Below are 14,242 nucleotides of genomic sequence, written 5' to 3' on the forward strand. Positions count from 1 at the left end.
TCGACCCCTCGTCGGTCCCGGTCAACGTCGACCGGGACCGACGAGGTGCCACGTCTGACACAGACACCGTTCACCAGCTCCTCGGAGGATCCGATGCCCGCCATCGAGACGCACTGCCCCTACTGCTCCCTCCAGTGCGGCATGCGGCTGTCCGGGCGGCGCACGCCCGAGGTCCAGGAGTGGGCGGAGTTCCCCGTCAACAAGGGCGCGATGTGCCGCAAGGGGTGGAACGCGGCAGGCCTGTACGGCGGTCGCGAGCGGCTCACCACGCCGCTGCTCCGGGACCGGGCGACCGGGGAGTGGAGCCCGGCGAGCTGGGACCAGGCACTCGACGTGATCGCCGAGCGGATCGCGGCCATCCAGGCCGAGCGCGGACCCGACTCGATCGCCATCTTCGGCGGCGGTGGCCTGACCAACGAGAAGGCCTACTCCCTCGGCAAGTTCGCCCGGGTGGCGCTGCGCACCTCCCAGATCGACTACAACGGCCGCTGGTGCATGTCCTCGGCCGCCTCCGCGGGCACCCGTGCGTTCGGCGTGGACCGCGGCCTGCCGTTCCCGCTCGCCGACGTCGAGCAGGCCGACGTGGTGGTCCTCGTCGGCTCCAACCTCGCCGAGACCATGCCGCCTGCTGCGCGCCACCTCGACGCCCTGCGGGCGCGTGGCGGCCAGGTCGTCGTCATCGACCCGCGCCGCACCAGCACCGCCACCCGCGCGGACGTCTTCCTCCAGCCGGTGCCCGGCACCGACCTCGCCCTCGCGCTCGGCGTGCTGCACCAGCTGGTGGCCCTCGGCGCCGTGGACACGGCGTACGTCGAGGAGAGGACGACCGGCTGGGAGGACGTCAAGGAGTCCGTGGCCGCTTGGTGGCCCGAGCGGGTGGAGCGGGTCAGCGGCGTGCCGGCCGACGACGTGCGGGCGCTGGCCGCCCAGCTCGCGGGAGCCGGGAAGGTGATGGTGCTGACGGCCCGCGGAGCCGAGCAGCACAGCACCGGGTCCGACACCGTGCTGGCCTGGATCAACGTGGCGCTGGCGCTCGGCATGTGCGGCAAGGAGGGCGCGGGCTACGGCTGCCTCACCGGGCAGGGCAACGGGCAGGGCGGTCGCGAGCACGGCCAGAAGGCCGACCAGCTGCCCGGCTACCGGATGATCGACGACCCTGCTGCCCGCGCGCACGTCGCCGGCGTGTGGGGCGTCGACCCGGACTCGCTGCCCGGGAAGGGTCGGTCCGCCTACGAGCTGCTCGACGCCCTCGGCACCGACGACGGGCCGTCGGCGATGCTGGTCTTCGGCTCCAACATCGTCGTCTCCGCGCCGCACGCCACCCACGTCACCGAGCGTCTGGAGTCGCTCGACCTGCTGGTGGTCGCCGACATCGTGATGAGCGAGACTGCTGCGGTGGCCGACGTGGTGCTGCCCGTGACCCAGTGGGCCGAGGAGACCGGGACGATGACCAACCTCGAGGGACGCGTGATCCTGCGCCAGCAGGCCATCACGCCGCCCGCCGGCGTGCGGTCCGACCTCGACGTCATCGCCGGGCTCGCCGAGCGGCTCCACTCGCCGGTGAAGTTCCCGACCGACCCGGAGGAGATCTTCGAGGAGCTGGGCCGGGCGTCCGCCGGAGGCAAGGCCGACTACGCCGGCATCACGTACGCCCGGGTGCGCGACGAGCTGGGCGTCTTCTGGCCGTGCCCGGACGCCGGGCACCCCGGCACGCCCCGGATGTTCCTCGACTCCTTCGCCCACCCGGACGGCCGCGCCCGCTTCCACGTGGTGGCGTACCGCGGGGCCGCCGAGCAGCCCGACGACGACTACCCGGTGCACCTGACCACCGGTCGCGTGCTCGCGCAGTACCAGTCCGGCGCCCAGACCCGCCGCGTCAAGGAGCTGCCCGACACCGGCCCCTTCGTCGAGATCCACCCCATGCTGGCCGGCCGGATCGGCGCCGTCGACGGCGAGCCGGTCACGCTGATGACCCGCCGCGGCACGATGACCGCCCCCGCCCGGGTGGTCGACACGATCCGGCCCGACACCGTGTTCGTGCCTTTCCACTGGGTCGGCGCCAACAAGCTGACCAACGACGCCCTCGATCCGGCGTCGCGGATGCCGGAGTTCAAGGCCTGCGCGGCCCGGGTGTCCATACCTCCGGTGGTCGAGCAGGGCCGTCAAGGCCCGTCACGAGACCAGGAGGTGGCCTCGTGAGCGCCGAGCGCCTCGTCATCGTCGGTGGCGGGATGGCCGCGGTCCGTCTCTGCGAGGAGCTGGTCGCCGGGTCGTACGACGGCAGCGTCACGCTGCTGTGCGACGAGGACCACCCGCCATACAACCGGATCCTGCTGTCCGCCGTCCTGGAGGGCACCCAGCCGGCCGACGCCCTGACGCTGCGCTCGGAGCAGTGGTTCGCCGACCGGGGGATCGACCTGCGCCTGGGTGCGCGGGTGCTCGAGGTCGACCGGGAGCGCAACGAGGTGATGCTGGTCGACGGCACCCGGCTGCCCTACGACCGTCTCGTGCTGGCCACCGGCGCGATCCCCACACTGCCGCCGATCCGCGGGCTCGTGCGGCTGGACGGCTCCCTGCACCCGGATGTGCACGCCTTCCGTTCGCTGGCCGACTGCCGGCGGCTGGACGTGGCGGTGAAGCCCGGCCAGCGGGCCATCGTCGTCGGCGGTGGCCTGCTGGGGCTGCAGGTGGCGCGCGCCCTGTCGGTGCGCGGGATGCTCACCGAGGTCGTCGAGGGCGCCGACCACGTGCTGCACAGCCAGCTCGGCGAGGCGGGCGGCCGTGTGCTCGCGCGTGACCTGCGCCGGCTCGGGACGGAGGTCTACACCGGCGCCCGGGCGGTGCGCCTGCGGGACAACGTGCTGGTGCTCGACAACGGGCACAGCCTCGAGACCGATCTCGTGGTCCTCACCGCCGGTGGCCGCCCGTCCACCGCGCTCGCGCGGCGCGCCGGCCTGATGGTCCGCCGCGGCGTCGTCGTCGACGCCCACCTGGCCTCGGTGACCGACGACAGGGTCCACGCCATCGGCGACTGTGCGGAGCACCGTGGCCGGACGACCGGCTTCGTGCCCCCGGCCTGGGAGCAGGCCTCGGTCCTCGCCCGGCACCTGTGCGGCGAGGACGTCTCCTACGACGGGTCCCGCAACGTGGCCCGGCTGCGCGCCACCGGTCTCGACGTCGCGGTGCTCGGCGACCCGGAGAGGGCAGTCGGCGAGATCGTGGAGATGACCAACCCGATCGTCGGGTCGCACCGCAGGCTGGTGGTGCAGGGGGGCCGGGTCGTGGCCGCCGCCCTCGTGGGCGACCTCTCCCGGGTCGGACTGGTGACGCAGCTCTACGACCGCGGCACCGTGCTCGGGGTCGACGAGCCCGGCCAGCTGCTGATGCCCGAGGCGGCCGCCGCACCCGTCACCCTCCCCGACGAGGCCGAGGTGTGCGCCTGCGCCGGCGTCACGGCGGGCCAGATCCGCGCCTGCTCCTCCCTCGAGGCCTGCCGGGAGACGACGCGTGCGACCACCGGCTGTGGCGGGTGCACGCAGGCCGTCTGCGAGCTGCTCGGCGTCCAGCCGGAGCTCGCGACCTCCTGAGCGAGCTACAGCGGCCGCAGGGCGCGGGGCAGCAGCTTGGCCCCCGGCTCCTCGTCGATGCCCGCCACCACGTCGTCGGGGTTGGTCAGCCGGCAGCGCTGGAGGCTCAGGCAGCCGCAGCCGATGCAGCTGTCGAGGCCGTCGCGCAGCCGCTCCAGGGCGGCGATCTGCTCGTCGAGACGCCCGCGCCAGTGGCGTGAGACCCGCTGCCAGTCGGCGCGCGTGGGGGTGCGGTTGCTCGGCAGGTGCGCGAGCTCCGCGCGGATCTCCTCGAGCCGCAGCCCCACGTTGGAGGCCGCGCGGATGAACGCGAGCCGGCGCAGCGTGCTGCGCTCGAAGAGCCGCTGACCGCCGGGGGAGCGGGTGGCGTGGATCAGGCCTTCGGCCTCGTAGAAGCGCAGTGCGGACGCAGCGAAGCCGCTGCGCCTGACCACCTCGCCGATCGGCAGCAGATCACGGGAATCCATGCGCACCCCTTGAACTCAAGTTCACTTGAACTTCAATGATGGACTCATGACCACGACCGATCAAGTGCAGGAGGCGGAGCGGGTCGCCCTCGTGACGGGCGGGACGGCCGGCCTGGGACTCGCGCTGGTGCGCGCCCTCGCGGGGGAGGGGTGGCGAGTCGTCACCGACGGCCGGTCCGAGGTGCGGGCCAAGGAGGCCGAGCTCCCCGCCGGGGTGGACTTCGTGGCGGGGGACCTCACCGACGACGACCACCGCGCCACCCTGGTGGCCCGAGTGGCGGCGCTCGGCCGGCTCGACCTCCTCGTGCACAACGCCAGCACCCTCGGTCCGTTGCCGATGCGACCGCTCTCCGACGCGAGCATCGCCGACCTGCAGCACGTGTGGCGCACCAACATCGGCGCCCCGCTCGTCCTCACCGGCGCCCTGCTGCCGTGGCTGCAGCGCTCGGAAGGCGTCCTCCTCTCGATCAGCTCCGACGCCGCCGTGGAGCACTACGAGACCTGGGGCCTGTACGGCGCGAGCAAGGCCGCGCTGGACCACGTGACCCTGACCTACGGCGCCGAGGCGGGCATCACCGCCTGGGCGGTCGACCCCGGCGACATGCGCACCCAGATGCATCAGGACGCGTACCCCGGCGAGGAGATCTCCGACCGTCCGCTGCCCGAGGAGGTCGTCCCCCGCTTCCTGTCGCTGCTGCGGCAGCGACCCGCGTCCGGGCGCTACCGGGCCAGCGAGGTGGCGCTCGGATGACCGCGCTCACCGAGGTGCCGTCGGTCACCTTCGAGGCGGCGGCCTTCGCTCCCCGGCCCGCGGAGTGGCGAGGCCTGGCCAGAGACGAGGTGCGGCTGCTCGTCGCCCGCCCCGAGGGCCTGGCCCACGTGCGGTTCCGCGACCTCGTCGACCACCTGCGCGCCGGGGACGTGCTGGTGGTCAACGACTCGGCCACGGTCCCGGCCGAGATCGACGGCCGGCTGGGGCCCCGGCCCGTCGTCGTACACGCCGCGGCGCGGCTGGGGGCGCACAGCCGCGTGGTCGAGCTGCGCACCGCCCCCGACGCGTCTCGCGCGCTGCTCGACGCCCAGCCGGGGGAGTCGGTGGACATCGAGGGAGTCCGGCTGACGCTCGTGGAGCCCTGGCCGAGCGGCGCAGGCTCGTCGCCCACCGGCTGGGGCAACCGCCTCTGGGTGGCCCGGGTGACCGGTGACCTCGACGCCGCCCTGGCTGCCCGCGGCCGGCCGATCGCCTACGGCTACCTCGACCGGCGCTACCCGCTCTCGGCATACCAGACGCTCTTCGGGGTCCGCCCGGGAAGCGCGGAGATGGCCTCGGCGGGCCGCCCCTTCACGCCGGCTCTGGTGGCAGCCCTGGTGGCGCGGGGCGTGGTCTTCGCGCCGGTGACCCTCCACACCGGCGTGTCCTCGCAGGAGGCGGGCGAGGCGCCCGGTCCCGAGTGGTTCGAGGTGCCGGAGACGACCGCCCGGCTGGTCAACGCGGTCCGGGCCGGGGGCGGCCGCGTCGTCGCGGTCGGCACCACCGCGACCCGGGCGCTGGAGTCCGCGGTCGAGGGCGACGTCGTCGTGTCAGCGCGGGGCTGGACGTCCCGCGTCGTCACGCCGGGCGACCCGCCCCGGGTCGTCGACGGGCTCGTCACCGGCTGGCACGACCCGCGTGCCTCCCACCTGCTCCTGGTGGAGGCGGTGGCCGGCCGCGACCTCACGCAGGCGGCGTACGACGCGGCGGTCGCGCACGGCTATCAGTGGCACGAGTTCGGCGACTCGGCGCTGCTCCTCCCGGCGCGCGGGCGGCGACCACGGTCGCGCGAGGGACCCGGTGATCTGTGAGGGGAGTGCGGGAGGGTTTTCACGGGCGAAACAAATGGCGAAACATGCCGGAACATCGCCAACCTAGGTTTCCTTGCCATGAGCAAGCGCAAGAGGATCGTCGTCGTCGGGCACGGCATGGTCGGCCACCGGTTCGTCCAGGCCGCCGTCGAGCGTGGGCTCACCGAGACCCACGACATCGTGGTGATCGGCGAGGAGCCGCGGCCGGCCTACGACCGCGTCGCCCTGACCAGCTTCTTCTCGGTCGAGAGCGCCGAGGAGCTCAGCCTGCTCCCGGGGGGCCAGTACGACGACCCGCGGGTCCGGCTCGTGCTGGACACCGCGGTCACCGGCATCGACCGCAAGGACCAGGTCCTCACGCTCGTCTCGCCGCCCCCGACCCCCTCCGGCGTGGAGCTCGAGGACCCCGGCACCGTCTCCGAGCTGGAGTACGACGTGCTGGTGATGGCCACGGGCGCCGCCCCCTTCGTCCCGCCGGTGCCCGGCAAGGACCTGCGCAACGTCTTCGTCTACCGCACCATCGAGGACCTGGAGGCGATCCGCGAGGCGTCGCAGACCGCCAAGGCGGGCGTCGTCATCGGCGGTGGCCTGCTCGGCCTCGAGGCCGCCAACGCGCTGCACCAGCTCGGTGTCGAGACGCACGTCGTCGAGCTCGCCCCCCGCCTGATGGCCGTGCAGGTCGACGACGCCGGTGGTGCCACGCTCAAGCGCCACATCGAGAACCTCGGCCTGAGCGTCCACACCGGCGTGATGACCGAGCTCATCGACGGCGACGATGACGGCATCGTCAGCGGCCTGAAGTTCAAGGACGTCGAGGAGCCACTCGAGGTCCAGATGGTCGTCTTCTCCGCCGGCATCCGCCCCCGCGACGCCCTCGCCCGCGAGTGCGACCTGCCGGTCGCCGAGCGCGGCGGCATCCTGGTCGACGAGCAGTGCCGCACCGCCGACCCGCACGTCTTCGCCATCGGCGAGTGCGCCGCCCCCGACGGCCGGATGTACGGCCTGGTCGCGCCCGGCTACTCGATGGCCGAGGTCGTGGTCGATGCCCTGCTCGAGGGCCCCGGCACCTTCACCGGCGCCGACATGTCCACCAAGCTCAAGCTGCTCGGCGTCGACGTCGCCAGCTTCGGTGACGCGTTCGCGACCACGGACGGCGCGCTCGAGCTCGTCTACTCCGACGCCGTGGCCGGCGTCTACAAGAAGCTCGTGGTGAGCGAGGACGGCAAGCGGCTCCTCGGCGGCATCCTGGTCGGCGACGCCAGCGCCTACGCCTCGCTGCGCCCGCTCGTGTCCTCCGGCATCGCGCTGCCCGACAACCCCGAGGAGCTGATCCTCCCGGCCTCGCGCGGCGGCGTACAGCTGGGCATGCCCGACGAGGCCCAGGTCTGCTCCTGCAACGACGTGACGAAGGGCCAGATCAAGGAGGCCGTCGCCGAGGGCGGCGAGCACAGCTGCGAGGACGTGGCCTGCGTCAAGAAGTGCACCAAGGCGGGCTCGACCTGCGGCTCCTGCGTGCCGATCGTCAAGAACATCATCGAAGAGCACTTCGCCAGCATCGGCAAGGTCGTCGACAAGGGCCTGTGCGAGCACTTCCGCCTGACCCGGCAGGAGCTCTTCGACCTGGTCTCGGTGCATGGCTACCGCCGGTTCGACGACATCGTCGAGGCCCACGGCACCGGCCGCGGCTGCGACATCTGCAAGCCCGCGATCGCGAGCATCCTGGCCAGCCAGTTCAACGGCCACGTGCTTGCCCAGGAGACCGCGGCGCTGCAGGACACCAACGACGCCTACCTCGCCAACATCCAGCGCAACGGCACCTACTCGGTCGTCCCGCGCATCCCCGGCGGCGAGATCACGCCCGACAAGCTGATCGTGATCGGCGAGGTCGCCCGCGACTTCGGGCTCTACACCAAGATCACCGGCGGCCAGCGGATCGACCTGTTCGGCGCCCGGATGGAGCAGCTCCCCGCGATCTGGAAGCGGCTCGTCGACGCCGGCTTCGAGTCCGGCCACGCCTACGGCAAGGCGCTGCGCACGGTGAAGTCGTGCGTGGGCTCCACCTGGTGCCGGTACGGCGTGCAGGACAGCGTCGGACTCGCCATCGCCCTCGAGCTCCGCTACCGCGGCCTGCGTTCGCCGCACAAGCTCAAGGGCGGCGTGAGCGGCTGCGCCCGCGAGTGTGCTGAGGCCCGGGGCAAGGACTTCGGCGTCATCGCCACGGAGAAGGGCTGGAACCTCTACGTCGGCGGCAACGGCGGCGCGGTCCCGGCCCACGCCAGGCTGCTCGCCGGCGACCTGGACACCGAGACGCTGGTCAGGTACCTCGACCGGTTCCTCATGTACTACATCCGCACCGCCGACCGCCTCCAGCGCACCGCTGCCTGGATCGAGCAGCTCGACGGTGGGCTCGACCGGGTCAAGGAGGTCGTGGTCGACGACGCCCTGGGCCTCGGCGCCGAGCTCGAGGCGGCGATGGCCCGCCACGTCGACTCCTACTTCGACGAGTGGAAGGCCACGATCGAGGACCCGGAGAAGATGGCGCGCTTCGTCAGCTTCGTCAACGCCCCCGACGTGCCGGACCCCGCCATCGCCTTCACCACGGAGCGTGACCAGATCAAGCCGGCCGATCCCGACGGGGCTGTCTCACTCGGCTCGACGATCCCCGTCGGCGCTCCCGGCCTCGTCACGGCGGGAGACGCCCGATGAGCGAGACCTACCAGGTTGTCTGCCCGGTGGACGACCTGGAGGTCGAGCGGGGCGTGACAGCGCTGGTGCACGGCCAGGCAGTGGCGATCTTCCGGACGCACGACGGCGAGGTCTTCGCCCTCGGCAACCACGACCCGTTCGCGAAGGCGTCGGTGCTCTCCCGGGGCATCGTCGGCACGCGCGGCGGCGTCCCCTTCGTGGCCTCGCCCATGCACAAGCACGCGTTCGACCTGCGCACCGGCCGATGCCTCGACGACGACACGGTCACCGTCCCGGTCTTCGAGGTCAGGGTGGAGGATGGCATGGTCCACATCGGGGGCCGCAAGCAGAAGGTGGCATGACCAGGACGAGCAAGGGGCCGCTGGACGGTTATCGCATCGGCGTCACCGCGGCACGCAAGGTGGACGAGCAGGTCGCCCTGCTCGAGCGCCGGGGCGCCCGCGTGGAGTGGGCGCCGATGCTCTCCCTCGACCCCAACCACGTCGACGACGACGAGCTCCGTGCGGCCACCGACGACGTGCTGGCGCGCCCGATCGACATCTTCGTGGCCACCACCGGCGTCGGGATGAAGGCCTGGTTCGCCGCGGCCGACCGGTGGGGGATGCTCTCCGGGCTGGTCGAGGCGATCAGCGCTGCCGAGGTGCTGGCCCGCGGGCCGAAGAGCGTGGGCGCCCTGCGGCGCCAGGGCATCCGCGAGCTGTGGGCCCCCGACTCCGAGTGCTTCGAGGACGTGCTGGCGCACCTGCGCGGCCGCGACCTGCGCGGGCTGCGGATCGTCGTGCAGGAGCACGGCCAGTCGCTCTCGATGGTCGCGCACGCCCTGCAGCGGCAGGGCGCGGACGTCGCGGTCGTGACCGTCTACCGGGTGGCGAGCGCGGAGGACCCCGAGCCGATGTTCCGGATGGTCGACCTGGTCGCCGACGCCAAGCTCGACGCCGTCACGTTCACATCGGCGCCCGCCGTGGCGGCGATGATGGAGGCCGCCGGCGTGACCGGCCGCCGCGACGAGGTGATCGCCGCCTGCCAGGCCGACGTCGTCGCCACCTGCGTGGGCCCGGTGACGGCCGCGGCCTTCGAGATGTGGGGCGTGCCGACGATCATGCCCGACCGCTCCCGCCTGGCCGCGATGGTCAAGCTGCTGGAGACCGAGCTGCCCTCACGCCGCCTGGGCCTCACGCTCGAGGTGGCCGGCCACCTCCTGCTGCTGCACGGTGACATGGTGCTCCTGGACGGCGTCGAGGTGCGCCTCTCGCCGGCACCGCTCGCGGTCCTGCAGGCACTTCTCGTCAACCCCGGACACGTCGTCTCCCGGGCCGAGCTGCTGGCCGCGCTCCCGAGCGGCACCGCCGGCTCGGAGCACGCCGTGGAGATGGCGGTCGCCCGCCTTCGGGCGGGCCTCGGCACCAAGGTGGTGCAGACCGTGGTGAAGCGCGGCTACCGGCTCGCCGTCAGCTCCTGAGCCGCCGGGGCCGACTCCTCGACGAGCACGTCGGCCTCGGGCCCTGCCGCGGCCGGCCCCTCCAGCGCGAGCTCGACCAGCTCGACCAGCTCGTGGGTGACCAGCTCGTGCCGCTCCAGGGGAAGCATGTGCCCGGCGTCCTCGGCCACGACCAGGCGCGCGCCCCGCACGTGGGCCGCGATCTTGCGGGCGTGGTGGAGCGGGGTCAGCAGGTCGCGGGTGCCGACCAGGACGCGCGTCGGGATGTCGTCGTACGCCGCGAGCGCGGCCGCCCGGTCGTGGTGCATGAAGTCCTCGTAGAAGCCACGCATGGTGGCCGGCGGGCAGTTGATGATCTGGTCGACGACCAGGCCGGCATCACGCTGGCGCAGGGGATGGCCGAAGAGGAACCTCTGCACCACCCAGCGCTCGATGGTGGGAGTGCGGCGACGGTGCGGACGGGAGATAGCGCGGGCGCGCACGGCGAGCATCCGGGGGATCTGCGCGCAGTCGCTCCCCGGCGTCGGGCAGGCCGAGCGTGACGGTGTCGAGGTCCGACGACGACGTCGCCACGAAGAGCGCGCCGCGGACCCGGGCGATGATGTCCGGCCGCTGCTCGGCCAGGCCCATCATGGTCATGCCGCCGATCGAGTGGCCGGCGAGCACGAGTGGCCCCTCCGGGGCGAAGGCGTCGATCACGTCGCCCATGTCGCGGGCGAGGTGCTCGATGGTGCAGGTGCGCTGGGGTGCGGGGTCGGACATCCCGTGGCCGCGGTGGTCCCACAGCAGCAGGCAGACACCGTGGCCGTAGCGGCTGAGCAGGTCGCGCACCTGGTAGCGCCAGTTCTCGGTGTCGGCGGTCCAGCAGTGCGCGAGCACGACGGTCAGTGGCGCGTCGTCCGGTCCGTGCACCTCGACGTACAGCTCGAGTCCGTCGTGAGTCCTCACGAGGTGCCTCCTGTGACGAGTGCCGTCGCGATGGCGGCGATGCCCTCGCCGCGACCGGTCAGACCGAGTCCGTCGGTGGTCGTGGCCGACACCGTCACGGGCGCCCCAGCGGCCGCGGACAGCGCGGCCTCGGCCTCTGCCCTCCGGGGCCCGAGCCTTGGCCGGTTGCCGATCACCTGCACGGCGATGTTCCCGATCTCGAAGCCGGCCTCCCGCACCAGCCGGGCCGACTCCGCCAGCAACGCAGCGCCCGAGGCGCCCGCCCACTCGGGCCGGGACGTGCCGAAGTTGCTGCCCAGGTCGCCGAGCGAGGCGGCGGACAGCAGGGCGTCGCAGGCTGCGTGTGCCGCGACGTCGGCGTCGGAGTGGCCCTCGAGGCCCTGGGGCTCGTCCGGCCAGGCCAGGCCGGCCAGGTGCATCGGAGCACCGTCGACGAGACGGTGCACGTCCGTGCCGATGCCGATGCGTGGGGGCCTCACGGAACGGCATCATGCCCCAGCCGAAGGGGCCGGCGTGAGGACGTCCGTCACAATGGGGGGATGGAGGACAGCCGGAGGCGCTGGGCCGCCTCGGGCGTCGTCGCCGGAGTCGCGGGGCTCGCGACGAGCTATGCCACGGCGACGGCGCTCAACATCCGCGAGTCGCCGGTGGTCGCGGTCGCCGAGCTCGTCATCCGGCTCACCCCCGGCCCGGTCGTGGAGGGCGCGATCCAGCTGCTCGGGCAGGCCGACAAGCCGGTCCTCGTGGCCGGTGTGCTGCTGGCGGTTGGGCTCCTCTTCGCACTCGCCGGACTCCTGGCCCGCGGCGGGTTGTCGCGGTCGGTGCTCGTCTGGCTCTCGCTCGCCCTGATCGGCATGGTCGCCGTGCTGCGGCAGCACGGGGCCGGGCCGGTCGACGTCCTGCCCGTGGGGGTGGGGCTGGCGACCTGGCTGGCGCTCCACTCCGCGCTCGTGAACCCGCTCGCCAAGGGCCGCGCCCACCCCGAGCTCGCGTCGCGTGAGCGCCGGGTCTTCCTGATGGTCGCCGGCACGGTCGGGCTCGCGGCCGTGGCGATCGGGCTGGCCGGCCGGTTCGTCGGCAGCGGCCGCCGGCACGTGGAGTCGAGTCGCCGGCTGCTGCGCATCGAGGGGGTCACCCGGCGCCAGCCGCCGGCGTCCGCGACCGTCGGAGTGCCGGGCATCTCGCCCTGGCAGACGCCCAACGAGGACTTCTACCTGATCCACACGGCCATCTCGGTGCCCGCGATCGAGCCGACCGACTGGTTCGTGCGCATCCACGGGATGGTCGAGCGCGAGCTGGTCGTCACCTACGACGACCTGCTGGCGCGGGAGCTCACCGAGTCGTGGGTCACCTTGACGTGCGTCAGCAACCCGGTCGGCGGTGACCTCGTCGGCAACGCGCGCTGGAGCGGCGTGCGGGTGGCCGAGCTGCTCGCCGAGGCGGGAGTCCTGCCCGACGCCGACTGCGTGCGCCAGGTCTCGGAGGACGGCTGGGACTGCGCCACGCCGCTGGTGGCGCTCACCGACGGCCGCGACGCCATGCTCGCGGTCGCGATGAACGGCCATCCCCTCCCGATCGAGCACGGCTTCCCCGTGCGCACCGTCGTGCCCGGGCTCTACGGCTTCGTCTCCGCGACCAAGTGGCTGGTGGAGCTGGAGGTGACCCGGTTCGACCGCGTCGAGGCCTTCTGGACCCAGCGCGGCTGGTCCGAGGAGGGCCCGATCAAGGTGTCCTCGCGCATCGACGTACCCCGCTCCGGCGCGGACGTCCCCGCCGGCGAGCTGCGCGTCGGCGGCGTGGCCTGGGCCCAGCACACCGGCATCTCCTCGGTCGAGGTGGCCCTCGACGGCGGCGACTGGATCGGCGCGGACGTCGCGGCACCCCCGACCAACGACACCTGGGTGCAGTGGGCGGCCACCTTCGAGGTGGAGCCGGGTGACCACGTCCTCAGGGTGCGGGCGCGCACCAAGACCGGCGAGCTGCAGACGGGCGTCGTGCGCGATGTCATGCCCGACGGCGCCACCGGCTGGCACACGGTGGAGTTCACGGCGCAGTCCTGAGAGTCGGAGCTACCCGATCACGTAGACGGTGCCGGAGGAGGCGGTCTGCCAGGCGTCCTCGAGCTCGCCGCGGTCATAGACGCGGCGGACGGAGGCGTTGCTCGGAGCGGCCGGGTCGTTGACCACCACGTCGCCGTCCGCCTCGAATCCGACGATCACCAGCAGGTGACCTCCGCTCGACGAGATCGGGGCGCCGGTCAGGTCGCCGCGGCCGAAGGCGATCGAGGCGACGAGCGGAGTCCCGGCCACGATGTAGTCCTCGGCCTCCCGGAGGTCGTGCAGCCGGGTGACGTAGGCCGACTTCACCAGCCCGCCGGCGTACGCCGTGTTGAAGGCCCAGTTGCCGGCGCCGTCGTAGCCATGGTCGTAGACCATCCGCGCCGCGTGGTCGACCCACGGATCCGGGTGGCCGCCGGGGACCCAGCCGTACGCCGCGGCGCCGGGCAGGGCGCCGCGGTAGGCGAGCACCATCGACGTCGACGTGGGGGAGCACCACGCCTGGCCGCCGCCGCCCCACTGCGGGGAGTGGCCGGAGTGGATCATCTGGGAGTACGCCGGGACGTCGAGGACCTTCCCGGCCGCCGGCCCGGTAGCCGAGGTGGCGACGTCGGAGCGCGCCGGGACCGCGCTCGCGACCGCGCCGATCCGGTCGACGCGCAGCCGGGCGGACGTGCCCTCGCGCCGCATCAGCAGGACCTTGAGCTGCCACCCGGTCACGCCGGGCGTGCGCCAGGTGTCGACCGCAACGGACGTGCCGTCGTCGTCCTGGCCGGAGAGCGTGGTCCGGTCGATCGCCCCGCCCGAGGTCCAGCGGGCCATCGTGTCCCAGCTCGTCATCGAGCCGTCGCGCTCACGGCCGCGCACGCGCACCTCGATCCAGCTGTCGCCCGGGGTGGACGCCTGCCAGGACGGGATCAGCTCGGTGAGCCCGAAGCCGGGGGAGACCCACGGCGAGGTCCAGGTGCCCTTGTCGTAGCGGCGGCCCTCGAACGTGCGCCGGCCCGCCTCGGCGGTGAGCAGCAGCTTGCCGCGCTTCACCGCGACGCCGCGGACCGAGCCGGCGGCCAGCTCGTCGCCGGACCCCCAGGAGACGTGCTGGATCGGGTCCTGCGGCGCGGCCCCGGCGGGCGGCGCCACGAGGGTGCCCGCAGCCAGGAGCGGGGCGAGCAGGGCGGCGAGCGATCGTCGTACCAC

Annotated in this window: 13 protein-coding genes; 8 read left to right on the top strand and 5 right to left on the bottom strand. The window is 73.2% G+C overall.

Features of this window, described 5'->3' with window-relative positions; translation table 11 throughout:
- Positions 1-93: 93 nt before the first annotated feature.
- On the top strand, positions 94-2,199 hold the full coding sequence (locus DDE18_RS02950; protein WP_116570707.1) for a molybdopterin oxidoreductase family protein: 2,106 nt from the start codon (positions 94-96) through the stop codon (positions 2,197-2,199).
- Positions 2,196-3,587, top strand: coding sequence for an FAD-dependent oxidoreductase (locus DDE18_RS02955; protein WP_245916408.1), 1,392 nt, complete (start codon positions 2,196-2,198; stop codon positions 3,585-3,587). The genes DDE18_RS02950 and DDE18_RS02955 overlap by 4 nt, the downstream gene beginning before the upstream one ends.
- Before the next feature lie 5 nt (positions 3,588-3,592).
- On the opposite strand, the gene soxR is transcribed toward DDE18_RS02955, so the two are convergent.
- A complete protein-coding gene (soxR, locus tag DDE18_RS02960) occupies positions 3,593-4,054 on the bottom strand; it encodes a redox-sensitive transcriptional activator SoxR (protein ID WP_116570708.1) in 462 nt (153 codons plus the stop codon).
- A 46-nt stretch (positions 4,055-4,100) separates the two neighbouring features.
- Here soxR and DDE18_RS02965 point away from each other — a divergent pair, with 46 nt between their 5' ends.
- From DDE18_RS02965 to DDE18_RS02985, 5 genes are all read left to right on the top strand, one after another.
- The gene (locus tag DDE18_RS02965) at positions 4,101-4,805 is read left to right on the top strand and encodes an SDR family NAD(P)-dependent oxidoreductase (RefSeq protein WP_116570709.1); all 705 of its coding nucleotides are present in this window, start codon (positions 4,101-4,103) and stop codon (positions 4,803-4,805) included.
- The gene (locus tag DDE18_RS02970; protein ID WP_116570710.1) at positions 4,802-5,896 is read left to right on the top strand and encodes an S-adenosylmethionine:tRNA ribosyltransferase-isomerase; all 1,095 of its coding nucleotides are present in this window, start codon (positions 4,802-4,804) and stop codon (positions 5,894-5,896) included. The genes DDE18_RS02965 and DDE18_RS02970 overlap by 4 nt, the downstream gene beginning before the upstream one ends.
- A gap of 78 nt (positions 5,897-5,974) precedes the next feature.
- On the top strand, positions 5,975-8,602 hold the full coding sequence (gene nirB / locus DDE18_RS02975; protein ID WP_116570711.1) for a nitrite reductase large subunit NirB: 2,628 nt from the start codon (positions 5,975-5,977) through the stop codon (positions 8,600-8,602).
- The gene (nirD, locus tag DDE18_RS02980; RefSeq protein WP_116570712.1) at positions 8,599-8,943 is read left to right on the top strand and encodes a nitrite reductase small subunit NirD; all 345 of its coding nucleotides are present in this window, start codon (positions 8,599-8,601) and stop codon (positions 8,941-8,943) included. The genes nirB and nirD overlap by 4 nt, the downstream gene beginning before the upstream one ends.
- Positions 8,940-10,061: a uroporphyrinogen-III synthase gene (locus DDE18_RS02985; RefSeq protein ID WP_116570713.1), complete on the top strand. Its 1,122-nt coding sequence runs from the start codon at positions 8,940-8,942 to the stop codon at positions 10,059-10,061. The genes nirD and DDE18_RS02985 overlap by 4 nt, the downstream gene beginning before the upstream one ends.
- On the opposite strand, the gene DDE18_RS02990 is transcribed toward DDE18_RS02985, so the two are convergent.
- From DDE18_RS02990 to ispF, 3 genes are read right to left on the bottom strand one after another with little or no spacing between them, the layout of a single operon-like run.
- The gene (locus DDE18_RS02990; RefSeq protein ID WP_342748897.1) at positions 10,037-10,459 is read right to left on the bottom strand and encodes an alpha/beta fold hydrolase; all 423 of its coding nucleotides are present in this window, start codon (positions 10,457-10,459) and stop codon (positions 10,037-10,039) included. The two genes, DDE18_RS02985 and DDE18_RS02990, sit on opposite strands and share 25 nt — an antisense overlap.
- A complete protein-coding gene (locus DDE18_RS02995) occupies positions 10,419-10,988 on the bottom strand; it encodes an alpha/beta fold hydrolase (protein ID WP_116570715.1) in 570 nt (189 codons plus the stop codon). Before DDE18_RS02995 ends, DDE18_RS02990 begins: the two co-directional genes overlap by 41 nt.
- Positions 10,985-11,467: a 2-C-methyl-D-erythritol 2,4-cyclodiphosphate synthase gene (gene ispF / locus DDE18_RS03000; RefSeq protein ID WP_116570716.1), complete on the bottom strand. Its 483-nt coding sequence runs from the start codon at positions 11,465-11,467 to the stop codon at positions 10,985-10,987. The genes DDE18_RS02995 and ispF overlap by 4 nt, the downstream gene beginning before the upstream one ends.
- Before the next feature lie 60 nt (positions 11,468-11,527).
- Between ispF and DDE18_RS03005 the strand changes: the two genes are divergently transcribed.
- Entirely contained in the window at positions 11,528-13,048 is a 1,521-nt protein-coding gene (locus tag DDE18_RS03005; protein WP_116570717.1) for a molybdopterin-dependent oxidoreductase, read from the top strand.
- 9 nt (positions 13,049-13,057) lie between these two features.
- On the opposite strand, the gene DDE18_RS03010 is transcribed toward DDE18_RS03005, so the two are convergent.
- Positions 13,058-14,242, bottom strand: coding sequence for a C39 family peptidase (locus DDE18_RS03010; protein WP_116570718.1), 1,185 nt, complete (start codon positions 14,240-14,242; stop codon positions 13,058-13,060).

The organism is Nocardioides gansuensis, from assembly GCF_003076135.1.
Lineage (GTDB): Bacteria > Actinomycetota > Actinomycetes > Propionibacteriales > Nocardioidaceae > Nocardioides > Nocardioides gansuensis.